19 protein-coding genes, 9 tRNA genes and 2 rRNA genes (1 of these 30 only partly in view) are annotated in these 23,600 nt (G+C 41.1%); 27 read left to right on the forward strand and 3 right to left on the reverse strand.

Translation table 11 applies throughout. The features are described 5' to 3' along the window. The 12 genes from MHB45_RS25465 to rocF all read left to right on the forward strand — a co-directional run. Positions 1–1,785: ribosomal RNA gene (locus MHB45_RS25465) — 23S ribosomal RNA — on the forward strand; it begins 1,148 nt to the left of the window's first position. A 74-nt stretch (positions 1,786–1,859) separates the two neighbouring features. Then, positions 1,860–1,975 (forward strand): 5S ribosomal RNA (rrf, locus tag MHB45_RS25470). A gap of 44 nt (positions 1,976–2,019) precedes the next feature. Further along, positions 2,020–2,094 (forward strand) — tRNA-Asn (locus MHB45_RS25475). 3 nt (positions 2,095–2,097) lie between these two features. Beyond that, a tRNA-Thr gene (locus MHB45_RS25480) sits at positions 2,098–2,170 on the forward strand. A gap of 33 nt (positions 2,171–2,203) precedes the next feature. Then, positions 2,204–2,278, forward strand: a tRNA-Glu gene (locus MHB45_RS25485). Between the two features lie 17 nt (positions 2,279–2,295). Beyond that, positions 2,296–2,371 (forward strand) — tRNA-Val (locus MHB45_RS25490). Positions 2,372–2,386: 15 nt separating this feature from the next. Then, positions 2,387–2,462, forward strand: a tRNA-Thr gene (locus tag MHB45_RS25495). Positions 2,463–2,480: 18 nt separating this feature from the next. After that, a tRNA-Tyr gene (locus MHB45_RS25500) sits at positions 2,481–2,564 on the forward strand. Between the two features lie 104 nt (positions 2,565–2,668). Next, a tRNA-Gln gene (locus MHB45_RS25505) sits at positions 2,669–2,743 on the forward strand. A 3-nt stretch (positions 2,744–2,746) separates the two neighbouring features. Beyond that, a tRNA-Gly gene (locus MHB45_RS25510) sits at positions 2,747–2,818 on the forward strand. A gap of 21 nt (positions 2,819–2,839) precedes the next feature. After that, a tRNA-Ala gene (locus MHB45_RS25515) sits at positions 2,840–2,915 on the forward strand. A gap of 208 nt (positions 2,916–3,123) precedes the next feature. Then, positions 3,124–4,026 carry an arginase gene (gene rocF, locus MHB45_RS25520; protein WP_048685723.1) on the forward strand — a complete coding sequence of 301 codons (903 nt, stop codon included), beginning with the start codon at positions 3,124–3,126 and terminating at the stop codon, positions 4,024–4,026. Positions 4,027–4,163: 137 nt separating this feature from the next. Here the strand turns inward: rocF and MHB45_RS25525 are convergent, their stop codons facing one another. Then, a complete protein-coding gene (locus MHB45_RS25525; protein ID WP_048685725.1) occupies positions 4,164–4,349 on the reverse strand; it encodes an aspartyl-phosphate phosphatase Spo0E family protein in 186 nt (61 codons plus the stop codon). Between the two features lie 172 nt (positions 4,350–4,521). On the opposite strand from MHB45_RS25525, the gene sigW reads away from it, so the two are divergent. From sigW to MHB45_RS25560, 7 genes are all read left to right on the forward strand, one after another. Next, positions 4,522–5,085: an RNA polymerase sigma factor SigW gene (sigW, locus tag MHB45_RS25530; protein ID WP_048685727.1), complete on the forward strand. Its 564-nt coding sequence runs from the start codon at positions 4,522–4,524 to the stop codon at positions 5,083–5,085. A gap of 16 nt (positions 5,086–5,101) precedes the next feature. Next, on the forward strand, positions 5,102–5,725 hold the full coding sequence (locus MHB45_RS25535; RefSeq protein WP_048685729.1) for an anti-sigma factor family protein: 624 nt from the start codon (positions 5,102–5,104) through the stop codon (positions 5,723–5,725). A gap of 220 nt (positions 5,726–5,945) precedes the next feature. After that, entirely contained in the window at positions 5,946–6,770 is an 825-nt protein-coding gene (gene cdaA, locus MHB45_RS25540; protein WP_034304935.1) for a diadenylate cyclase CdaA, read from the forward strand. Then, positions 6,763–8,130: a CdaR family protein gene (locus MHB45_RS25545; RefSeq protein ID WP_340908135.1), complete on the forward strand. Its 1,368-nt coding sequence runs from the start codon at positions 6,763–6,765 to the stop codon at positions 8,128–8,130. Before cdaA ends, MHB45_RS25545 begins: the two co-directional genes overlap by 8 nt. Before the next feature lie 56 nt (positions 8,131–8,186). Beyond that, positions 8,187–9,536 carry a phosphoglucosamine mutase gene (glmM, locus tag MHB45_RS25550; RefSeq protein WP_034304929.1) on the forward strand — a complete coding sequence of 450 codons (1,350 nt, stop codon included), beginning with the start codon at positions 8,187–8,189 and terminating at the stop codon, positions 9,534–9,536. Between the two features lie 465 nt (positions 9,537–10,001). Then, on the forward strand, positions 10,002–11,804 hold the full coding sequence (gene glmS / locus MHB45_RS25555; protein WP_072274057.1) for a glutamine--fructose-6-phosphate transaminase (isomerizing): 1,803 nt from the start codon (positions 10,002–10,004) through the stop codon (positions 11,802–11,804). Positions 11,805–12,126: 322 nt separating this feature from the next. Further along, positions 12,127–12,498 (forward strand): iron chaperone, encoded by a 372-nt coding sequence (locus MHB45_RS25560; RefSeq protein WP_253348969.1) that lies wholly within the window; start codon positions 12,127–12,129, stop codon positions 12,496–12,498. Between the two features lie 113 nt (positions 12,499–12,611). Here MHB45_RS25560 and MHB45_RS25565 read toward each other — a convergent pair whose 3' ends face one another. Further along, a complete protein-coding gene (locus tag MHB45_RS25565) occupies positions 12,612–12,845 on the reverse strand; it encodes an ATP-binding protein (RefSeq protein WP_309247785.1) in 234 nt (77 codons plus the stop codon). Between the two features lie 74 nt (positions 12,846–12,919). Further along, positions 12,920–14,386 carry a helix-turn-helix domain-containing protein gene (locus tag MHB45_RS25570; protein ID WP_048685738.1) on the reverse strand — a complete coding sequence of 489 codons (1,467 nt, stop codon included), beginning with the start codon at positions 14,384–14,386 and terminating at the stop codon, positions 12,920–12,922. A 998-nt stretch (positions 14,387–15,384) separates the two neighbouring features. Between MHB45_RS25570 and MHB45_RS25575 the strand changes: the two genes are divergently transcribed. The 8 genes from MHB45_RS25575 (at position 15,385) to MHB45_RS25610 (ending at position 23,234) form a co-directional block, all read left to right on the forward strand. Then, complete coding sequence (locus MHB45_RS25575) at positions 15,385–15,726, forward strand: LPXTG cell wall anchor domain-containing protein (RefSeq protein WP_340908136.1); 342 nt, start codon at positions 15,385–15,387, stop codon at positions 15,724–15,726. Between the two features lie 20 nt (positions 15,727–15,746). After that, positions 15,747–16,535 carry a WxL domain-containing protein gene (locus MHB45_RS25580; protein ID WP_318285129.1) on the forward strand — a complete coding sequence of 263 codons (789 nt, stop codon included), beginning with the start codon at positions 15,747–15,749 and terminating at the stop codon, positions 16,533–16,535. 21 nt (positions 16,536–16,556) lie between these two features. Then, the gene (locus tag MHB45_RS25585; protein ID WP_072274055.1) at positions 16,557–17,291 is read left to right on the forward strand and encodes a WxL domain-containing protein; all 735 of its coding nucleotides are present in this window, start codon (positions 16,557–16,559) and stop codon (positions 17,289–17,291) included. 195 nt (positions 17,292–17,486) lie between these two features. Then, entirely contained in the window at positions 17,487–20,672 is a 3,186-nt protein-coding gene (locus MHB45_RS25590) for a pectate lyase-like adhesive domain-containing protein (RefSeq protein ID WP_340908137.1), read from the forward strand. Between the two features lie 181 nt (positions 20,673–20,853). Beyond that, positions 20,854–21,921: a DUF916 and DUF3324 domain-containing protein gene (locus MHB45_RS25595; protein WP_072274052.1), complete on the forward strand. Its 1,068-nt coding sequence runs from the start codon at positions 20,854–20,856 to the stop codon at positions 21,919–21,921. Between the two features lie 111 nt (positions 21,922–22,032). Next, positions 22,033–22,788 (forward strand): class A sortase, encoded by a 756-nt coding sequence (locus MHB45_RS25600; RefSeq protein WP_161798625.1) that lies wholly within the window; start codon positions 22,033–22,035, stop codon positions 22,786–22,788. A 189-nt stretch (positions 22,789–22,977) separates the two neighbouring features. Next, the gene (locus MHB45_RS25605) at positions 22,978–23,109 is read left to right on the forward strand and encodes a hypothetical protein (RefSeq protein ID WP_338564942.1); all 132 of its coding nucleotides are present in this window, start codon (positions 22,978–22,980) and stop codon (positions 23,107–23,109) included. Beyond that, positions 23,082–23,234: a VanZ family protein gene (locus MHB45_RS25610; protein ID WP_081088831.1), complete on the forward strand. Its 153-nt coding sequence runs from the start codon at positions 23,082–23,084 to the stop codon at positions 23,232–23,234. The genes MHB45_RS25605 and MHB45_RS25610 overlap by 28 nt, the downstream gene beginning before the upstream one ends. Positions 23,235–23,600: the final 366 nt, after the last annotated feature.

Below are 23,600 nucleotides of genomic sequence, written 5' to 3' on the forward strand. Positions count from 1 at the left end.
CTGGTCGAGTGACTCCGCGCCGAAAATGTACCGGGGCTAAACGTATCACCGAAGCTGTGGATTGACACCGTATGGTGTCGATGGTAGGAGAGCGTTCTAAGGGCGTTGAAGTCAGACCGGAAGGACTGGTGGAGCGCTTAGAAGTGAGAATGCCGGTATGAGTAGCGAAAGAAGGGTGAGAATCCCTTCCACCGAATGCCTAAGGTTTCCTGAGGAAGGCTCGTCCGCTCAGGGTTAGTCGGGACCTAAGCCGAGGCCGAAAGGCGTAGGCGATGGACAACAGGTTGATATTCCTGTACCACCTATACATCGTTTGAACGATGGGGGGACGCAGAAGGATAGGGTAAGCGCGCTGTTGGATATGCGCGTCCAAGCAGTTAGGCCGGAAACGAGGCAAATCCCGTTTCCATTAAGGCGGAGCTGTGATGGCGAGGGAAATATAGTACCGAAGTTCCTGATTCCACGCTGCCAAGAAAAGCCTCTAGTGAGATGTAAGGTGCCCGTACCGCAAACCGACACAGGTAGGCGAGGAGAGAATCCTAAGGTGTGCGAGAGAACTCTCGTTAAGGAACTCGGCAAAATGACCCCGTAACTTCGGGAGAAGGGGTGCTTTTTAGGGTGAATAGCCCAGAAAAGCCGCAGTGAATAGGCCCAGGCGACTGTTTAGCAAAAACACAGGTCTCTGCGAAGCCGCAAGGCGAAGTATAGGGGCTGACACCTGCCCGGTGCTGGAAGGTTAAGGGGAGAGGTTAGCGCAAGCGAAGCTTTGAACCGAAGCCCCAGTAAACGGCGGCCGTAACTATAACGGTCCTAAGGTAGCGAAATTCCTTGTCGGGTAAGTTCCGACCCGCACGAAAGGTGTAACGATCTGGGCACTGTCTCAACGAGAGACTCGGTGAAATTATAGTACCTGTGAAGATGCAGGTTACCCGCGACAGGACGGAAAGACCCCGTGGAGCTTTACTGCAGCCTGATATTGAATTTTGGTACAGCTTGTACAGGATAGGTAGGAGCCTGAGAAGCCGGAGCGCCAGCTTCGGTGGAGGCGTTGGTGGGATACTACCCTGGCTGTATTGAAATTCTAACCCGCGCCCCTTATCGGGGTGGGAGACAGTGTCAGGTGGGCAGTTTGACTGGGGCGGTCGCCTCCTAAAGAGTAACGGAGGCGCCCAAAGGTTCCCTCAGAATGGTTGGAAATCATTCGTAGAGTGTAAAGGCACAAGGGAGCTTGACTGCGAGACCTACAAGTCGAGCAGGGACGAAAGTCGGGCTTAGTGATCCGGTGGTTCCGCATGGAAGGGCCATCGCTCAACGGATAAAAGCTACCCCGGGGATAACAGGCTTATCTCCCCCAAGAGTCCACATCGACGGGGAGGTTTGGCACCTCGATGTCGGCTCATCGCATCCTGGGGCTGTAGTCGGTCCCAAGGGTTGGGCTGTTCGCCCATTAAAGCGGTACGCGAGCTGGGTTCAGAACGTCGTGAGACAGTTCGGTCCCTATCCGTCGCGGGCGCAGGAAATTTGAGAGGAGCTGTCCTTAGTACGAGAGGACCGGGATGGACGCACCGCTGGTGTACCAGTTGTCTTGCCAAAGGCATAGCTGGGTAGCTACGTGCGGACGGGATAAGTGCTGAAAGCATCTAAGCATGAAGCCCCCCTCAAGATGAGATTTCCCATGGCGCAAGCTAGTAAGATCCCTGAAAGATGATCAGGTTGATAGGTCAGAGGTGGAAGCATGGTGACATGTGGAGCTGACTGATACTAATAGATCGAGGACTTAACCAACGCTTTAAAAAAATGAAATACCTTCTTCTTATTATCTAGTTTTGAAGGAATGAATTCTTCAAAAATGAATATAGTCTGGCAATGATGGCGAAGAGGTCACACCCGTTCCCATTCCGAACACGGAAGTTAAGTTCTTCAGCGCCGATGGTAGTTGGGGGTTTCCCCCTGTGAGAGTAGGACGTTGCCAGGCTGTTCATTTAAATCTTTAATGGGTTTTAGGAAACATTATATTATTCCGCAGTAGCTCAGTGGTAGAGCATTCGGCTGTTAACCGAACGGTCGTAGGTTCGAGTCCTACCTGCGGAGCCATATGCTTCCATAGCTCAGTAGGTAGAGCACTTCCATGGTAAGGAAGAGGTCAGCGGTTCGAATCCGCTTGGGAGCTTCCCGATCTATCTATGAACAAAAAAAACAGTTCGGCCCGTTGGTCAAGCGGTTAAGACACCGCCCTTTCACGGCGGTAACACGGGTTCGAATCCCGTACGGGTCACCATTTTAAATCATTAATCCGGAGGATTAGCTCAGCTGGGAGAGCATCTGCCTTACAAGCAGAGGGTCGGCGGTTCGATCCCGTCATCCTCCACCATTTTATTCTTTACTTGCCGGTGTAGCTCAACTGGTAGAGCAACTGACTTGTAATCAGTAGGTTGGGGGTTCAAGTCCTCTTGCCGGCACCATTTACAACCATATATTGCGGAGGGGTAGCGAAGTGGCTAAACGCGGCGGACTGTAAATCCGCTCCTTCGGGTTCGGCAGTTCGAATCTGCCCCCCTCCACCATTTTAATAAAATCCTGTGGATCAGTTATATATTCTCTATATTGGGGAAATATATGATTACCACCTTTTTATTTTGTTGTACATTAATCATTGCATATCATATATTGGGCTATAGCCAAGCGGTAAGGCAACGGATTTTGATTCCGTCATGCGAAGGTTCGATCCCTTCTAGCCCAGCCATTTGCGGAAGTAGTTCAGTGGTAGAATACAACCTTGCCAAGGTTGGGGTCGCGGGTTCGAATCCCGTCTTCCGCTTAATATATTTTAAATTCCTTAGGGGCCTTAGCTCAGCTGGGAGAGCGCCTGCCTTGCACGCAGGAGGTCAGCGGTTCGATCCCGCTAGGCTCCACCATCAACTACATACACCAAAACTTACGTCTTAAGCCAAAAATGGTTTAAGACTTTTTTTTGTTTAAGGCATAATTGGGTAAACTAATCCCCAGAAAGATATTTTTTCACAAAAAACATATGTTATCGGAAAACGTGCATCATTATACATGGAAATGTCGAGTTGAACCAATTGGCATATACGATATAAAATGGTGGAAAGGGGGAATTGTATGTCTATTCAGAAAATTTCCGTCATCGGATTGCCTATGGACCTTGGTCAAGCAAGGCGAGGGGTGGATATGGGACCTAGTGCCATCCGCTGCGCAGAGATTGTCGAGCGTCTTGAAAAGTTGAATATAGAAGTAGAGGATTTAGGGGATATAATTGTAGGGCGTCCTGAAAATGCAGATGAGCCCGGGACAAATTTAAAAAACTTACAGCTTGTAGCAAAAGGTAACACCCAGTTAGCTACAAGAGTTGATGAAATAATAGAAGAAGGTTCCTTTCCGCTTATATTGGGAGGAGACCATTCAATAGCAATAGGCACACTGGCAGGAGTCGCAAAGCACTATGAGAATCTAGGTGTGATTTGGTACGATGCACATGGCGATTTAAATACGGAAGATACTTCACCATCAGGAAATATACACGGGATGCCCTTGGCTGTCAGTATTGGGATTGGACATCCGGACCTGATCAATATCCATGGTTTTGCTCCAAAAGTGAAACCGGAAAACATCGTAATCATCGGAGCGAGGTCATTGGATGAAGGGGAAAAGGAACTTATCCGTGAGAAAGGGATTAAAGTATTCACGATGCATGAGATCGACCGGTTGGGAATGACACGGGTCATGGAAGAATGCATTGATTATTTAAGGGAAAGAACGGATGGCGTCCACCTTTCACTGGATTTGGATGGAGTGGACCCAGCAGATGCACCCGGAGTCGGGACACCGGTAATTGGTGGTATAAGTTATCGGGAAAGTCATTTGGCCATGGAAATGCTTGCGGAATCCAACTTGATTACATCCGCTGAATTCGTTGAAGTGAATCCCATTTTAGATGAGCGAAATAAAACGGCAATCGTTGCCGTGGCCTTAATGGGTTCGCTATTTGGAGAAAAATTAGTATAACTAATAATTAAAAGAAACAGTAACCGGCTTGTAATGGGTTACTGTTTTTTATATGCTAGAAGACATAGGTTTATTTACCAGGGTGTATGTAACAAAAACATATTTATAGATAAATGGTTGCAATTTTCTATCCATATTCACTTGAGAGCACGTCTGTCCATGAGATCTTCATTTTTAGTTAAATGGATGTATTGAATGATTAAAGAATCCAGTTTGCTGCTAACTTCAATAACTTCATTATCCACCATCGAAGAACGGGAAGCCAAAAACATCATTTTCTGTCTGCATTGTTCAATATGGTCTAAAATTTGTTCAGTACTCATATAGAGAATCACTCCTTTGAATTTTACAATTTCTTACTATATAGCCCTGTTTTTTTTTTCTTAAACATAAAATGTAAAACTTTGTTAAAATTAATGTATTAAATTTTTGAAACCTTTCAGCTTACGATTCGTAGTAATCGTATAGCCGCATGAGCGGGGGTAATACCGGAAAATGGATGCACTCATTAAAGAGAGAATTAATCAAGTATTAAAAGGAGACCATAATGCCTTTGGGGAAATTGTCGAAATTTACAAGGACAAAGTTTTCCAAATATGTTTCAGGATGCTCGGAAACAGGCAAGAAGCAGAAGATTTGGCTCAAGAGGCCTTTGTAAGGGCCTACGTGAACATTCGAAGTTTCAATATAACAATGAAATTTTCTACATGGTTATATCGGATTGCGACCAATCTTTGTATTGACCGGCTTCGCAAGAAAAAACCGGACTACTATCTGGATGCAGAGGTGGCAGGAACAGAGGGATTGAATATGTATTCCCAAATTGCATCGGATATGGCGAAACCCGAGGAAGAGGTTGAATCATTAGAACTGCAGGAAACCATTCAAGTGGAAATAATGAAATTGCCCGAGAAATACCGATCGGTAATCGTATTGAAGTATATTGAAGAGTTATCTCTAAAGGAAATCAGTGAGATACTCGATTTGCCGGTCGGTACGGTTAAGACGAGGATACATCGCGGTCGCGAAGCCTTGCGTAAACAACTACGCCATTTATAAAAAGAAGGTGAGAAAAATGAACTGCCATGAGGAAATCATTGAATATATGCATGATTATTTAGATGAGGACATCAAACCGGAGCATAAAGAAGTTTTACGGGAGCACTTGCATGACTGTGCTGAATGCCGGGATTACTTTCATGAAATGAAAAAGGCGGTCGCTCTTGTACAAAGCACTTCCCATATAAAGGCCCCGGATGACTTTACAGCGAAGGTTATGGCTCAATTGCCAAAGGAAACGAAAACAACAGGTGCTAAACGTTGGTTCAAAAGCCATCCTTTCATGACAGCGGCAGCGATGTTCATCATATTGATGACAGGATCTGTTTTTTCCACTTATAATCAGGACGAACATTTTTCAGTATCAAAGCAGCCTAACTTAGTGGTCGAAGGTGAAACGGTTATTGTGCCTGAGGGTGAGACAATCAAGGGAAATGTGGTAGTTCAAAATGGTAATATTCAAATAGATGGTGAAGTAGAGGGAGATGTGACAGTCATAAATGGGCATAAGTATATGTCTAAAGCAGGTAATGTGACCGGAAGCATCCATGTTATTGACCAAGCTTTTGAGTGGATGTGGTATAAAGTGAAGGACACTGCAACCTCGTTGGTTCCTGCTAAAGAGGAGAAAAAGGAATAAGGAATAGAAGCTGGGCAGGGGCATCGTTTTTGATTTACGATGACTTCGCCCAGCTTTATTTTTTAAAGGAAGGGGAACCATTTTTAATGGTTCTTTTTTCCTGTGTAAATTTCTCACACTAGTTTTTAGATGAATCATTTAAAAAATGGTATACTATTAAGGTTATTGTAAATAAAGATTGTAATTGGTATTTGGAGTAATACTGACTGGAGGAAACAACATGTCTTTAACCAATTTGACTGTTTGGGACTATGTAGTAAATTTCATTGATATTCTCCTTGTATGGTTTGTGATATATAAATTGTTAACTATTATTCGAGGCACGAAGGCTATTCAGCTGCTAAAAGGAATTTTTGTAATTGTCATTGTAAAAAGCTTAAGCAACCTGTTTGGTTTCAATACACTCGGATGGTTAATGGCACAAGTCATGAATTGGGGAGTATTGGCAATTCTCGTCATTTTTCAACCTGAACTGAGAAGGGCACTTGAACAATTAGGACGCGGGAAGCTCTTTGCAAGGGGCACCGTTCCAGAAGAGAATCAGCAAGAGCGTTTAGTCGAGGAAATCCTAAAGGCGTCCACCTATATGGCAAAAAGGCGGATTGGTGCCTTGATTACGATAGAAAAAGGTACGGAGCTGGGGGATTATGTTGAAACGGGGATACCCCTGAAATCCTATATTTCTTCAGAACTGCTCATTAATATTTTCATCCCTAATACGCCGCTCCATGATGGCGCAGTTATTTTACAAAATAACCAGGTGGCAGCTGCAGCTTGCTATTTGCCATTATCAGAGAGTCCATTCATATCAAAGGAACTTGGCACACGGCATAGGGCAGCCATAGGCATGAGTGAAGTTACGGATAGTCTGACGATCGTCGTATCAGAAGAAACGGGAGGAATATCCGTCACTAAAAACGGGGAACTTTACCGGGATTTGAATCAAGAATCATTTAGGGCCATGCTTACAAGTGAACTGGTAGTGGAAAATATCAAATCGACTTCCTCAAGCATCTTTAACTGGAGGGGGAAAAAGAATGGATAAATTCACCAATAGCGCTTGGTTTATGAGAATCGTAGCTTTTGCCTTGGCAGCACTTTTGTTCATTTCCATTAACTTTGAGATGGAGTCGGATAAAAAATCCCTTGGTTTATCGACTGCCCCTGAAATCAGTACGGAGACCATTGAAAATGTACCGGTTGAAGTGTACTATGACCGCGAGAATCTAGTGGTGAGCGGGGTGCCTGAGACAGTTGATGTTACTCTAAAGGGAGCAAAAAGCCTATTGATTAATGCGAAAAACCAGAGGGATTTTAAAGTGTATGTAGACCTTTCTGATCCTGCAATCTCAATGGGGGACAGAACTGTCACATTTAAAATAAGTGAGTTGAATGAAAAGTTAGTGGCGACGATCGATCCGGAATATGCGGAAGTCAACGTTCAGGAACGGGTGACGAAGGAATTCTCCGTTGAAGCCGAGTATAACAGCTCTTTACTTGAAGAGGGGTATACAGCTGGTCAGCCAACAGTCAGCCCGAAAACTGTTAAAATAACGGGTGCTAAAGATGCAATTGAACAAATCTCCTATGTAAAGGCAAACCTTGAAATAAGTAAGGGACTTAACGAAACGGTGAACAGTAAGGCAACCGTTAAAGCCTTGGACAGGGATTTGAATAAGCTGGATGTGACGATCGAGCCATCTTCTGTTGCCGTTTCCTTAAAAGTGAGCATTCCTTCCAAGACGGTGTCGATAGCACCGAAGCAAACCGGCAAGGCAAAGGATGGCATCAGGATCACGAGTATAAGTGTCGATCCAAAAGAGGTCACCTTATTTGGTTCGGAAACGAGCCTGGAGAAAATAGATGAAATAAATCTTCCTGTAAATATCTCGAAAATTGATGGTGATACAGAACTGGAACTCGATCTTAATAAACCGGATAGTGTACAAAAAATGTCCTTGGGTAAGGCGCAGGTCAAGATTCGTACAGAAAAAGTTGATGTAGATGAAGAGAATGCAGAGCCAGTCGTGGAAGAGGAAGAACCAGAAACCGAACAAAAACAAGAAGAACAAGTAGTCGAAGAAAAACCAGAACCAGAAGAAGAAGATGAAGCGGCTGCCATTGAGTCCAAAACTTTCAACAATATACAAATAGTTCCTGTGGGCATACGGGATGACCAAGATGCCGAATTGGAATCCGATGTAACCAGCATCACTTTGCTTGGTGAGGCGGATGATTTGAAGAAAATAACTAAAGACGACATTAATCTTACAGTAGATGTGAGTAATTTAGATGAAGGTACGCATGATGTGGATCTGGCGGTAACAGTGCCTGAGGGAGTGGAATGGGAACTGGATTCTAAAACGGTTTCGGTCACCATCACACAAAAAGACGAAGAGACATGACCTTCCTTTAACATCATCATTAAATTCAGTAACGATTCGAAGAAGGAGCGATAAAGATGGGTAAATATTTTGGAACAGACGGAGTAAGGGGTATAGCGAATAGCGAGTTAACACCGGAGTTGGCATTTAAACTAGGCCGTTTTGGTGGCTACGTCCTTACTAGAAATACAGAAAAACCCAAAGTGCTTATAGGACGCGATACTCGTATTTCAGGTGAAATGCTGGAAGGTGCGCTTGTTGCAGGTCTTTTATCCATTGGGGCTGAAGTGATGCGCCTGGGTGTCATTTCGACACCGGGAGTAGCCTATTTAACAAAGGCCTTAAGTGCTGAAGCAGGTGTCATGATTTCCGCTTCGCATAATCCGGTAGCGGATAATGGCATTAAATTCTTTGGACCGGATGGGTTTAAGTTATCCGATGATCAAGAAGCGGAAATTGAAGCACTATTAGATAAGGAAAAGGATGAGCTTCCACGCCCGGTTGGCGGAGATTTAGGCCATTTGAACGATTATTTCGAAGGAGGGCAAAAGTATCTCCAGTATTTGAAACAATCAGTGGATGAAGATTTTACAGGCATTCATGTTGCTCTTGATTGTGCACATGGGGCTACATCTGCCTTGGCCATGCATTTGTTTGCAGATCTTGATGCAGACATCTCTACAATGGGGGCATCGCCCAATGGCTTGAACATTAATGATAAGGTAGGTTCCACCCACCCTGAGGCACTTGCTGAATTCTTAAAAGAAAAAGGTGCGGATGTTGGGCTTGCATTTGATGGCGACGGAGACCGCGTCATTGCAATAGATGAAAAAGGTAATATAGTGGACGGCGACCAAATCATGTATATCTGTGCGAAATACTTGAAAGATAATAACCGTTTGAAACAGGGAACAGTGGTTTCTACGATTATGAGTAACCTTGGTTTTTATAAAGGTCTTGAAGAGCATGGTATACAAAGCGCCCAGACGGCAGTGGGGGATCGCTATGTGGTCGAGGAGATGCGTAAAGGCGGCTATAACCTTGGCGGAGAGCAATCCGGACATATCATCTTCCTGGACTATAACACGACAGGAGATGGCTTATTGACGGGCTTGCAGCTTGTGAACATCATGAGCGACACCCAAAAAACCTTATCCGAGCTCGCTGGAGAGATGAAGAAATATCCACAAACGCTGATCAATGTCAGAGTTACCGATAAACACGCTGTAACAGATAATGAAAAGGTACAGGAAGTCATCAAGGCAGTCGAAGGGGAAATGAACGGAAACGGTCGCATTTTGGTGAGACCATCCGGTACTGAACCTCTAGTCCGTGTTATGGCTGAAGCACCGACAGCTGAGGAATGCACTAATTATGTAGATCGCATCGTCGCAGTTGTAAGAGCGGAAATGGGAATGAACGAATAACTAATCCTATGCATAAAAGGAACGAAATTTCCTTTTATGCATATTTTTATAAAGAAGTCTTTTTTGTTGGTAAAGGTAATTAAGAATTGACCTATGTCCCTTGTTTAAGGTATGATTATCCTGATTTACAACTCATTTTCTAAAAATGGTTGTTCTAAAAAGGAGGGTAGGCAAGGAGAGAATGGATTCACAAAAGCGCCTGAACTAAGTCTGGACGAGAAATGACTTAGTTGACGAGGAGGAGGTTTATCGAATGATCGGCGGATACCTCCCGGCTGAAGTGCACAGCCGCAGTAATTCCAATCTTAAAACAGTAGGGCAACTTACTGCACAAAGGGTCGGAAATGCACAATGGGAAAAAGTGCTTTAGGGCATTTCCTTTATAAAAATATATATCAGAGATGAGGGGGCAGGGATGCCCCCGTGCATTCCTGTTCCCTCGAATCGGTTGGAGGAACAGAAATTATGTGTGGAATTGTTGGATATATTGGACTTAACGATGCAAAGGAAATTTTATTAAAAGGTCTTGAAAAACTTGAATACCGCGGTTATGACTCTTCAGGGATTGCTGTGCGAAATGAAGCAGGAGTGACAATCTTTAAGGAAAAGGGAAGAATTGCGGACTTACGAGCAGCCGTGGATGAAAATACTATGGCGCATACCGGAATAGGACATACGCGCTGGGCTACACATGGTGTGCCAAGCCGTGAAAATGCCCATCCTCACCAAAGTAATTCAGGTCGATTGACATTAGTTCATAATGGGGTCATTGAAAACTATGCGATTCTAAAACGTGAATATTTGAAGGATGTTGCCTTTAAAAGTGAAACGGATACGGAAGTCATCGTTCAACTCATAGAGAAGTTCGTGAACGAGGGCATGGAAGTGGAAGAGGCGTTCCGTCAAACACTCACTCTATTAGAGGGTTCATATGCCATTGCCCTATTGGATGCTGAAAATGATGAAACCATCTTAGTCGCCAAAAATAAAAGCCCGCTGCTGATCGGTGTCGGAAAAGACTTTAACGTTGTCGCTTCGGATGCAATGGCGATGCTGCAAGTCACAGATCAATTCCTTGAACTGATGGATAAGGAAATGGTTATCGTGACAAATGAAGAGGTAACGATCAAGAACCTTTCCAACGAAGAAGTCATGCGTGCTCCTTACACGGCTGAACTGGATGCAAGTGATATTGAAAAAGGTACGTATCCTCACTATATGCTCAAGGAAGTCGACGAGCAGCCAGCCGTAATACGTAAAATCATTCAAGCATACCAAAATGAAGAAGGTAAACTTGCAATCGACTATAACATTACTGAAGCCGTAAGTGAGGCTGACCGTATTTATATCATCGCTTGCGGAACCAGCTATCATGCAGGGTTGATTGGTAAGCAATTCATCGAAAAAATGACTGAAATTCCGGTTGAGGTCCATGTGGCATCGGAATTCACTTACAATATGCCGTTATTATCGAAAAAACCGCTATTCATCTTCATTTCACAAAGTGGTGAAACTGCAGATAGCCGTGCCGTGTTAGTGTCCATCAAAGCGCTTGGTCATAAAGCCCTGACCATCACGAACGTACCTGGCTCTACATTGTCACGTGAAGCGGATTATACGCTCTTGCTGCATGCTGGTCCTGAAATTGCCGTAGCCTCTACAAAGGCCTACACAGCCCAAGTGGCAGTCTTATCCATCTTGGCGAATGTAACTGGCCAATTCCGTAACATGGAGTACGGTTTCGACCTTGTAAAAGAGCTTGGAATCGTTGCGACGGCTATGGAAGCCCTATGTGATTCGAAAGAAGAGATGGAAGACATCGCCCGTGAATATTTGTCCGTTACAAGAAACTGCTTCTTCATCGGCCGTTCCCTTGACTACTATGTTGTACTTGAAGGGGCACTTAAGCTGAAGGAGATTTCTTACATCCAGGCGGAAGGCTTTGCTGGCGGAGAGCTTAAACATGGAACGATTGCCTTGATTGAAGAAGGTACACCTGTCATAGCCCTTGCTACTCAAGCAGGCGTCAACCTAAGCATCCGTGGTAATGTGAAGGAAGTGGTTGCCCGTGGCGCCAACCCTTGCATCATTTCCATGAAGGGTCTGGAAGAAGAGGATGATCGTTTCGTCATCCCGGAAGTGAATGAACTATTAACACCCCTTATCTCTGTTATCCCGCTGCAGCTCATTGCCTACTACGCAGCCTTGCACCGCGAATGTGACGTGGATAAACCGCGTAATCTTGCGAAAAGTGTAACGGTTGAGTAAGTTGGAATGAATGCAATGTAGATTATAAAAAGTTGCGAAGCTTTACCCCTTTGGCTATGATTAGCCAAAGGGGTATTTTTTATGTTTAAAACAACGAGAACCTCTCAAGTTGACAAGTGGATTAGAAGACCAAGGTAATAAGAATCGGTGGCAGTGTAATGCAATCTATCAAATTCATCATTTGGTAGTCATGGCACCCATTATAGCAATGTTAATGATCTTCCTATGGTGCATTGTTGAAAGAAACCCATATTGGCATTAAATTTAGGTGATGTTGAAAATGAAGTCTTCATAAAAATTTTTTAATTTAGGAGAGAATGACATGGAAGTCTTTGCAGAGTTTTTAGCGAATATTGATAACCCGCAACATAGGGAACGAACGGAAGAAGTCCTGGCTTGGGTAACTAAGAAATTTCCACATCTAATGCCGAAGATTGCGTGGAATCAGCCTATGTTTACCGATCATGACACATATATTATTGGCTTTAGCGTAGCCAAACATCATTTGGCTGTTGCCCCTGAAAAGGCAGGGGTCGATCATTTCTCTGATGAAATCGTGCAGGCTGGCTATGATCACACCAAGCAGTTGGTACGTATCAAGTGGGACAGTCCGGTTGATTACTCATTACTTGAGAAAATGATAGAGTATAATATTTTTGATAAGGCAGATTGTTCAACTTTTTGGCGGAAATAATAAAAGCTGATTATTAAGGGTGAAAACCAACAAATAGATTTTAAAAACAGCTGCCATTGCAGCTGTTTTTTATTACCGAAAATTAAAAATGAACTATAAAATCACAAAACCCTTCACGAAATAAGAAGCAGAATGGTGAAGGTCGTTCCCTTTTCGAGTTCGCTTTTCACGGATATGGTCCCTTCATGCATCTCTATAATCTTTTTCACGATGGATAGTCCTAAACCGCTCCCGATTTTTGAGCGTTCCCTTGCCAGGGCTGCTTTATAGTATCGCTCGAATATATGAAACTGGTCTTTTTCAGCAATGCCGATTCCATTATCGGATTCGTTATGGATGCCTGATATGAGTTTCTTTCTCTTTACTTCTGTTTATTCGTTGTCTGGTTTGGAAGATCTTGTATCTTTAAAATCTATAAAACTCATCGTTCTGATGGCTCTACCAAGCGTATTCTCTCAATACAGTCTCTAAGTCTCTCAAAATCATTTCTTTTTGGAACGGAACTCCACACAAATACTTTTGCATCGTATTTTTCAATAGACATATATAAGCGATCAGTGATTATTAAATCAGGATGTTCACCTTCGTTACAGAGTTGAATATGACTGGATATCCTTTTTATTTGATTAATGATATATTCACTTGGATTTCCTTCCAGAATTGAAAAGACTTTAATCTTGATTGGCTGGTTGTCCACTTTAAAATTAATTGTGCGCTTAAGTAATCCATGGTACCTACCCAATAATCTCTCCCGATGTTTCAATATTTTCGTAAGCGCCTTTTTCTTGGCAAGTTGATCATAGAAACGGTTCATTAATTCCACTTGATTTGGGGGATCCTGTTCAAAAGCTATCTTAAATGGATCCTCTTTAAATAGAAAGGTAGGCCCATCAAAAATCTGAGTATAGTAATGAAGGTATAAGAGATTGGCAAACAAGGCACCATACTCTTCCGCGTTAATTTCCATTGAAAAAAATTCCGTGAAAGTTTCCAACCAGTGTATGGTTGTTTGTACAAAAAGATCTTGGTTATGATGCTGGGCAAAATTCATGATTAAACTGATTTGGGGATTTTTTTTATCATAAAATTCAAAACAACTAATTACAGTAAAGGAAAATATTATTTCTAAAGTGATTTGCTCTTCCGTTAAGGTTGTTAACTCTTTAAATAGAGGTTCTGCCAATCTTGAAAATGATTTAAATAAATGATGATGTTTCGTGAATGATTCATAGGTAGGATCTTCTTCAATGACATACCCCAACTTAGCTCTAGTAATGGAGATGGCTAGCCAATACAACATCTGCTCAGGCATGCTTTCCTTCTCTCCTTTTAAAAGCTCAAGGATTTGTTCCCTGGTGACAGATGAGAATGGCCAAACCTCGCCCCAGCATGAATTCCAATAAAACAAGTAGTAAAAATATCGAAATTGTTTTTCCATACCATTGAAAGTCGCCATATGCTGTGTTGTATATTGTAATTTGAACTGATCTAGAAGCGGTTTAATTTTATTGACTCGTCTGTACATGGATGCGTAGCTCGTATAATTCTTTTTTGCGAAGGCATGTATGTCACCCATTGTATTATAAAATATCTGATCACACGCCTTATAGGTTAATGACTGTTCTAAATACCACCTCTCGACCGTTTTGATTGAGAAATTGTCTTTTGTCTTCAAATAAAAGTTTTTATGCTCACGTTCAATGATATCTGCTTCTGGTTCCATTTCTTTTAAGTCATGTTTTAGTTCGCCAATAAATTTTAGAATTGTCCTATCTGAAGCATTTAAGCTTTTTGCCATATCAGAAATGGAACAAAATTGATTTATTGAATGCAAGTGGATTAAAATCCGTACTTTTTGATAAACAGGACGATCTAAAAAGTAATACACCCAATCACTTCCCCTCCCCCTAAATCGTTCGAAAACTTTATCCCTATTAGTTCCTATTACCCACCTCTTTTATACCAGAAACACCATCTTCTACAATTGCAAAATAATATAATTTTATCAATGGAAACTACCTTTCATTCTTTTCATTTATTTCCACAAAAAAGGAAATTAACCACTTTTTAATGACATAGAACCATATAATAAGCTATGAACCGTTATCTATTTATCGGTTTTTTAACTGTTTTCAGGAAATATGAAATGAACTGAGCGTATGGGACTTAGTGTAAATACTAGAACTGACACATGTAGGAAATCGGAACTGTAGATCAAGAATCAGGTATTGTAGAATCATGCCTTTTAATGGGCTCCAAGAGTCAATAATGAAATAAGGAGCCATTTTAAGTACCGGATTAATGGTATCGGGATAAAAATGGCGAGTAACGTAATGTGATGGCCTGAAAAGTGAATATTGTGCTGTAGGAAGTATTGAGTATGAGCTTGAAAGGTACTCCGGCATGGCAGGGGTATCTTTATTACTTGATTGATATAGAGTTCATATCTTGTACTTAAAGATTCCCTAATTTGAAAAAACTCGATTATTCAGTCGAATATTGTTGATTGAAAAGTTGGCATTTTTCGAAAAATGCTAATTAAGGTACTAAATATGATCATCAAATTCTATTGTATATCGCAATGAACTGTAATTATGATTGAGTTGTAGAAACCCTGCAGGGATCATAGAAATTTTCTACAGGAATGGAGATGAAAAGTAATGAGGAGCCAAACGAACGAATGGAAGAACAACAATAAAGGATCTTTCTGAAAAGGGAGAGTAATAGGTCTTATTCCTAAATAGTATGATAGTGGGTTTTAACAACCGGCAGATCTCAGGACTTACCGTTATGGTCTTTTAGGGCCATATTATTAATGAAACTAAATGGCATCGTTTTCAGGGCATTAGAAGAAAGTCCACCAAATGATTGAAGGAGGGTGGAATGGTGAAAAAATCAATTATATATATAAGTATATTAATGGTTTTACTTGGTATTAATTTTTCAAATGTACATGCCGAATCAAGCGGTTCATATGGTTCTGACTCAAATGTAGGGTTCTTTGGAGAATATATTCATAAAAAAGATTCTGACAGTAATAAATCCCCCGAATCAGGTGTATCTGGAAATGAATCAAATGAAAATGGGCCATCAAATGATGTAGGGCTTGAAAAATTACCTCAAACGGGTGATCAATCGAGCACTCAAAATATGTTTTTTGGAGTTCTAGTAATTTTATTAGCTTTCTTTCTTTTGCAAAGAAAGTCATTAAGAGTCATAGATAAATAAAAGTCATGGAGGTAAATACATTGAAAAAGCGATTGAAAGTACTTACAGGCTCGGCTTTAGCAACATCACTAATTTTAGGGGGGTCAATTTCAGCATTTGCTGCAGATGGTGGGGAGTATAATTCCTCGGGTACAGTAAAATTCAAACCGTATACAGGAATAACGGAGCCTGTTGACCCGAATGACCCAGATAAAGAAGTGAAACCTGAAAATCCGGATGGAACGGATCCAAATCCAGGAACGAATGGTCCATTAAGTATCGACTTCGCTTCAAGTTTAGACTTTGGGGAAAATGAAATTTCAAACGTGGACCAAGTATATTATGCAGCACCCCAGAAAGTTAACATCACAGATGATCAAGGTGCAGTGACTCAGGAAAATAGAGCAAATTATGTTCAAATTTCCGATAATCGTGGAAGCAATGCAGGTTGGACCTTAAAAGTGAAACAGGAAGGCCAATTTGAAAACGATGCTACACTGAACCCTGTTCTGACAGGATCTCAAATAAAATTCGTTGATGGTGTGCCAGTAACAAATATGGAAAATGTAACTGCGCCTACCGCTTCCGATATCACCTTAGATCCCTCAGGAGCAGAATCATTAGTGATGACAGCGGCTGAGAATACTGGTGCAGGAAAATGGCTTGATGTTTTTGGGACAGTAGTAAATGTTGGCGGTGAACCTAAGAATGCTGCAATTACATTATCCGTACCTGGAAGCACGCCAAAAGATGCAGTCGAATATAGCACGAAACTAACATGGGTTTTAACGGATTCACCGACAAATAACGATTCACCGACACATAACTAAACTAATAAGAGAGAGTTCACTATGAAAATTGCAAAATATCTTGTTGCTTCAACGTTTTTGGTCACAGGTTTCGGAATCGCAGGACAAGGGGCATCAGCAGAAGGCGGAGAATATGATTCTAATGTTACCATTACATTTGCGCCATATACAGGTATCACACCTCCCGTTGACCCAGAAAATCCAGGTGAAAGGGCTAACCCGGAACCTACTCCGAATCCAGGGACAAGTGGTCCACTAAGCATTGATTTCGCTTCATCATTTGATTTTGGCATTCAGGAAATCACAACACAAGACATGGTTTATAATTCTGCTGCACAAAAAGTGAATATTACGGATGATCAAGGAGTGACTACGCAAGAGTTACGACCTAATTATGTACAAGTCAGTGACAATAGAGGAACTGAAACAGGCTGGACACTGCAAGTACGACAAGATGCACAGTTCGAAACCGCTGATAATGATGTATTGGATGGTGCAGCCATAAAAATCTTAAATAATAATGTAAACACATCGTCGACTTCTCCAGTACCAAGTACAGTCCCTGCTGAAATCGACTTAGTACCAGGTACACCGTCAACGGTAGTGGCAGCAAAAGATGCTGAAGGTGCCGGTACTTACGTTTCTCGTTTTGGTAAAGCAAATGATGGCAACATGGATAAAAGTGTTCAATTATCAGTTCCAGGCAGTACTACAAAATATGCTAAAGAGTATAATACAACGCTTACCTGGATTCTGACTGACACACCAGCAAATTAAAGTGGTCGTGGTGTAATAGAGTGAAGGAAATGATACATCGTATGAATGAAAATACGGTGTATCACTATTTTATGACTTGTAAAATAGTTCACTGGATTAAACTTCTAAGGAAAGAAGTGGAATAAAAAATTAATTGTTTAGCAGAAGATCATGAACCAACACTTTTTCAATGGGAATAGAGGTGGAAACAGAGAAATGAGAAAAGGACGTCTAACATATAAACGGAGATCCAGAAGGGCTTTAAAGGATTATTCATATATAGGGATATGGGGCATCATATTGGTTATTATGCTGCAGCAAATGAATATAAATGGTTTTTTCAATCTTAAATCCGCAGCCGCCGCAGCTACTGTAAGGCTTTCATCGGAACAAAGTACTGTAAGTCCAGGTGACCAAATAAGGCTAGAGGTGAACTCGGCCATAGAAGAAGCCGGAATTATTTCAGTAAAAGTTCCTGAAGGGTTGGCATATGACCAAGACGCTACAAGGCAATCAATGCAAAGTAATGGTAGTCCACCCATAGTGGATTATGAATCTGCTAAAAAGGAAATCACTATAGCGTATAGTGAACAACAAATAGGTGAAAATGAAGTTCATTTATTCTTTCAGGCCCAAACGGCCGGAAATTTTGTGGTAGTTGCTACATCAGATGAGAACCAATCAAATGAGATCAGCATAAATATAGAGGCCATAGAAAAGGATGTACCAGATATAGAGGGGGAAACGATAGAAGAGGATGAGGCAAAGGCTGATGTTGGAGAAATAAAAGAAGAGCCTGAAGAATCCGATCAATTTGTTGGAGAGAAAGAAGAGCCTGAAGAATCCGGCCAAGTTGTGGAAGAAAAAGGAGAAAACGAAAAAACAGATGGTGTAAATGTAGATGCTAAGCAAGAGGATGCATCAATTGATCAGGGTGGTCAAGAGACGGAACAGGGTCATGAAGTTTTAGCTAAAGAGGAAGAAGATCTTTCAGAAATGGATCCTTCCAATAGTATTGAAGGAAATATTATGGCTGCTGCTTTAGCTGCTGACGAAATAGATGTTGATAGTTGGGATACTTTTGTAGCGGCGGTGAAAAACACTTCCATATCTAAAATAAATTTAACTAAAGATATTGAAAATCCAAGTGCTTCTGGAGATACTCCAGGGTTACGGACTTATCAGGTAACCAGAGACTTGGAGATTAACGGAAATGGATATCGGCTTTCCTTTAAAAACTCATCCATTTATTTAGGGAATCCAATCAATGGTAGGGGTAACTTCCATATGCACGATATCGTATTGGCACAAAGCTATGCAGGTGCATACTCAGAAGATATAGTCGGCTCAAGGCTTATAGCCTCATACACAGGAAAATGGAAATATCGATTTGGTAATATTACTACGGAGGCCTCCGTACAAAGACTAGCTAGGGCTCAATATGCAGAAGTAACCATTTATGGAGAAATGAATATTGATACACGTGCCGAAAATTTTTATCTGGGTAGCCTCCAAATGGAAAATGGCACAAAATACTTAGGGAATGTGAATTATTATGATTTTTCGATATTTTATTACAATCTCCCTGCAAGATCAGGGGATACTGGTGAATCCAAGGAATTTACAATCGGTGATGAAAGTATCGTTCAACTGACTCAGTCTCAAAAAAAAGGGGTAACCTATCCCGCAGTCTATCTGTATTACAAAGATATCACGGTAGGGGAGAACTCTAAGCTAGATATCAACATGCCAGGAAATGCTGTTAGATTAGAGTATGGAAATGGCTCATTTACTGCAAAAAGCGGCTCGTACATCAATTTAACGAGCAGGCAATCTTCTGGATCTGTTGTTGAATACAGATCAAGTAATAATTCGTTCTATGTTGCTCCCGATGCTGAATTATATGTTATTGGGAAAAGTTCGACGCCATTAATTAATTTAGGATCTGCCACTAGCCATAGGGGCAATACCTTCACATTGGATAATCCCAAACAATATGATTTGCGGAATATGGGAAATAATACTGCGGTCGGTTTGGGGGCAGATACCTCTGCATCAGGATATGCAAATACTTTTGAAATCAATGAATCCGATATCGATTTATGGAAAACTGGCAGTAAAGCATTGGGGCCATCCGACTTTTCATATGCGGCAGTCGAAAGCTTTACTGCTACTGGCCGTCACTCTGGTACCACTGGCCGTCAAACGGTAGTTTCCTCTGAACCGGCATTACAAACCGGGTTTAAAACAACGTACTATAGGCGAATTGCGGGAATGAATACAAAACCTATAGTAGAGTTTGAACCAGTGACGGATGCTGATTTAACCATTAAGGCAAGGGTGAAAATTGGGGAAGCACCTGATAATGATGGCCTGGATGAGAACGGTGTCGTTCATTATATGGATGTATATGCTTCCGAAAACCAGGCCAGTGTTGATATCACTGATACCCATGGTATAGTTCATGGGGATTTAAAAACGGATGCAAATGGCTATGTGCAGTATATGGATCCGATTTTTAATGTTGGCGGCCAAAAGATGTCTGGAATGGCAACAAGAGGGCCTTGGGTACAAGATGGACAATCCGAAACGACGGTATATGATGTAACCCCACCAACACCGGCAGAGGTATCACTTCAAGAGATTGAAGAAGGAACATATCAGATCATGGGAACTGCTGATGAGGTGGGAGCAACCGTTCTTATTGAAGTGGATGGGGAGTCGTTAAAGGATGCTGGGGGAAATCTTATAACAACGACAGTAGCCGAAGATGGAAGGTGGTCCATTGATTTACCAACACCATTAACCACAGGCAAAACTGTTCAAATCTTATTGAATGATAATACCGGTGAAATTACAGGGTTATCCGATGTCCCATTAACGAACAATTATATGGGGAATATAAACCCGACTGCATCAACTGAATATCATGATGCCATTTTTAAAGCAGGTCCATTACTTGCTGTGGTCGAATACTCAGGAAGTTTAACATTGCTTGCACCAGACTCTTTATCTTTTGGCAGTGATGTTCGGATATCACCACAAGATAAACGCTATCAAATTGAATCGATGGATCAGGAACTTGGTGTACAGGATAATCGGAAACATAAATCCACTTGGAAGCTGAAAGCAGCGTTAGTGGATGAACTTTACAACTCTTCTTATGATAGTACGTTATCACTGGTTTATTCAAATAACGGTAGTGACACAGTGCTCTCACATACAGGGTCGCTTATTTATGAACATCTCAGTACCGATGATGAACCACTATATATAAATGACTTATGGTACGGAGACACAAAAAATGGCTTGTTTGTCGAGGCGAAGGCTGGAGAAGCTAGAGTCGGGGAATATGAGGCAAAGATTAAATGGTCATTGGAAGATACTCCAGCAAATGAATGAAAATGGATGGAGGTCGTCAAAGAATCTTCATCAAATTAACCTTAGTAGAAATTGATATTTTAATAATACTGCCAACAATGCCCCGGCAAAGCTTTACCTGTTGGCGGATGTATAAAGAAAAGAAGACTATACATGGTAATTAGGATACGATGCATGATTTTCATCAACTGGGGGTTATCAGATGAAAAGGAAAGCTATATGTACTTTATTGTTAGTAAGTTCACTATCCATCATTTTCCCTTTTACTATACTTAAGGGTTCGGCTGCGGAATTTAATTTTGGCGTTGAGACAGTCGTTCCAAAGAATCAAGTTGATAAAAAAAAGACATACTTTGATTTGATGGTGGAACCAGGTCAAAAACAAATACTGGAAATTAACTTGCGTAATGATACAGATAATGATGTTAAAATAAACCCGCTTATCCATAGTGCAACGACAAACCTTAATGGTGTAGTTGAATATGGAGAGAATGATATAGAAGCGGATTCGACTTTGCTGTACAAGATGGAAGACATAGTGAAGACGGAAGAGGAAGTTATCATTCCGGCAAAAGGAAACTACGTATTAAAGCTGGATGTAACGTTACCCAAAAAAGAGTTCGATGGTGTAGTGGCTGGTGGGATCATCCTTCAGGAAGATACTGAAGGTACTGATGAAAAACAAAATAAGAATCAGGTTAATAAAGGATTATCGATCAAAAATGAGTTCGCCTATATCGTCGCCATTTTATTAAGGGAAAATGAGGATGAAATCAAACCAGAACTTCAATTGAATGATGTATTCCCAGATCAAGTAAATGCAAGAAACGTAATCAATGTTAATATCCAAAATACCATGCCCATGTATATGAATCAAATGACTGTGAAATCGAAAGTGACCAAAAAGGATGATAGTCAAGTTCTGTATGAGTCTAATAAAGAGGGCATGCAGATGGCCCCGAACTCTAATTTTGATTATCCGATCTCTTTGAATGGTGAAAGGCTTGAGGCTGGTGAATATACATTAGAAATGACTGCTGCCTCAATGGGAGAAGAATGGCATTGGACACGCGATTTTAAGATTGATGGGGATGTGGCAAAGAAGCTTAATGATAGTGATGTGACCATTCAGAAGGATTATACGTGGCTCTACGTAATAATAGGGGGCATCGTCATATTGTTGGCCTTCATATTATGGGTCATTTTTATACGAAGAAAGAAAAAAGAGAATGAAGAGAATAAAAAACAAATAGCCAATGTTGATGAATAGGCTGAATGATGTTATATGATTCCATTTGAGATGCTAAAAAAAAAGAAAGTTAAAATATGTGATCTTTTATCCATTATTATATTCATTGTTCTTTTATTAATGGGGTTTTTGTTGGTTCTTTCACCTTGGTTAAAGGAAGCGGTAATTAAAAAGGAAATCGAAAAGTACAGTATAGTTAGTTTTTCTAAAGAGGAAATCCAAGATAATGTTGATAATAAAAAGCCCTTTGCTGAGAATGCCAGTATAGAAGCTCCTGATTTTCTAAAGGTATTAGTGAATATTTCTTCAGTGAAACGTGAAGACGTGATAGGTGCAATAGTAATTGGGGGTAATATAGTATCTATACCGATCTTACATGGAACGAATACACAAAATTTACTTGTAGGGGCCACGACAGTAAAAAATGATCAAGTAATGGGTAAAGGCAATTATGTGCTGGCTGGACATCATATGAGAGATGACAGCCTGTTGTTTGGACCTTTATTAAAGATCGAAAAAGGGACATATATTCATATAACGAATAAACGGCAAATCTTCACCTATAAAGTAAAAGCAAAGAAGATTGTCCAGGAAACGGACGTTAGTGTTCTTGAAGATACAGGTAGTCCTGAACTTACTCTGATCACTTGTGATGTTACGGGGATCGATACGGACAAACGTGTCATAATTACAGCAGAATTAGTAGATACGAGTGATAATTCCAATCAGGCTGAATTCGAGGGAAAGTATGGATACGGAATGAGTACAGATCCGTCTTGGCATTCAAATATTACTTATTTCCTTTGGGTTTCATTAGTGGTAGGCTTACCGTGTGTACTGGTGTTCATCATGTTAATCATAAAGAGACGAAAAGATGAGGGGAGATAGTGATATCTCGCCTTCTTTATTTGGAATGATTTATCAGGTTATGTTTAGTCATCAGTAGTTTTTTATCGATGCTTGGCAGGTTCCGCTTTTTTTGAATTCGCCACCAATTTCAGTCCATAGCAGTAAAATCGGAGGGGAATGGAGTACAATTGTAGTATTGGGCAACTTGTATAAATGAGTAATATACAGATGAAGCGGATTACCATAATGATTGCTGGTGATGAGACGAAAATTGCTGACGTGGGTGCTTTGCATTTGGAGAAAGTGGGATATGGACTATATCAAGATATCGGATGGAAACATGCAGTACGTCCATTCTAGTAAGTTTATGTTTCGAAGTATCTCAGGCTGTCTTTTCCATCGGTACCTTTGACGTGGATGATCTTCTAGTAAACACGTTTGGCAGAATGCTAGGTTATGTCATTTCAAAGTCTCTTCATCGATAAACCGTCAAGTTGTTACTGTAGATGTACACTAATGAAAGTATTTCGTTCAGCATGAATATAGGTAAAGCTCAGGGCTAATGAACTGGGCTTTTTCCTATGTTCCCAATGATTTTTATGTTAGAGGTAGATAGGTGAAAAGGTATAGATTTTCTTGCTTTTCCATCCACTTTTAATAATAAATACCTATATAAGCTAAAAAATTACCCGTTTTAACCGATTAAATATGGAGATACAAAAAACAGTATAAGTTAGGTGGAAAAAATGATTATTTTGAATGAGTCGATTGTGTCGCCAATTCTTCTAAAGGTGTTAGAGGAACAGCAAATTCCAGTATTGGAACAAGGTCAATGGGGAGACACATTAACA

The organism is Peribacillus sp. FSL K6-5616, assembly GCF_038008245.1.
GTDB lineage: Bacteria > Bacillota > Bacilli > Bacillales > DSM-1321 > Peribacillus > Peribacillus frigoritolerans.

Bases quoted from the DNA above. Each gene is read 5' to 3' on its own strand.
- MHB45_RS25605 (WP_338564942.1), top strand. From the start codon at position 22,978: ATGAAGCGGATTACCATAATGATTGCTGGTGATGAGACGAAAATTGCT.
- rocF (WP_048685723.1), top strand. From the start codon at position 3,124: ATGTCTATTCAGAAAATTTCCGTCATCGGATTGCCTATGGACCTTGGT.
- MHB45_RS25545 (WP_340908135.1), top strand. From the start codon at position 6,763: ATGGATAAATTCACCAATAGCGCTTGGTTTATGAGAATCGTAGCTTTT.
- cdaA (WP_034304935.1), top strand. From the start codon at position 5,946: ATGTCTTTAACCAATTTGACTGTTTGGGACTATGTAGTAAATTTCATT.
- MHB45_RS25560 (WP_253348969.1), top strand. From the start codon at position 12,127: ATGGAAGTCTTTGCAGAGTTTTTAGCGAATATTGATAACCCGCAACAT.
- MHB45_RS25525 (WP_048685725.1), bottom strand. From the start codon at position 4,349: ATGAGTACTGAACAAATTTTAGACCATATTGAACAATGCAGACAGAAA.
- MHB45_RS25610 (WP_081088831.1), top strand. From the start codon at position 23,082: ATGGAAACATGCAGTACGTCCATTCTAGTAAGTTTATGTTTCGAAGTA.
- glmS (WP_072274057.1), top strand. From the start codon at position 10,002: ATGTGTGGAATTGTTGGATATATTGGACTTAACGATGCAAAGGAAATT.
- MHB45_RS25585 (WP_072274055.1), top strand. From the start codon at position 16,557: ATGAAAATTGCAAAATATCTTGTTGCTTCAACGTTTTTGGTCACAGGT.
- glmM (WP_034304929.1), top strand. From the start codon at position 8,187: ATGGGTAAATATTTTGGAACAGACGGAGTAAGGGGTATAGCGAATAGC.
- MHB45_RS25535 (WP_048685729.1), top strand. From the start codon at position 5,102: ATGAACTGCCATGAGGAAATCATTGAATATATGCATGATTATTTAGAT.
- MHB45_RS25595 (WP_072274052.1), top strand. From the start codon at position 20,854: ATGAAAAGGAAAGCTATATGTACTTTATTGTTAGTAAGTTCACTATCC.
- MHB45_RS25590 (WP_340908137.1), top strand. From the start codon at position 17,487: ATGAGAAAAGGACGTCTAACATATAAACGGAGATCCAGAAGGGCTTTA.
- sigW (WP_048685727.1), top strand. From the start codon at position 4,522: ATGGATGCACTCATTAAAGAGAGAATTAATCAAGTATTAAAAGGAGAC.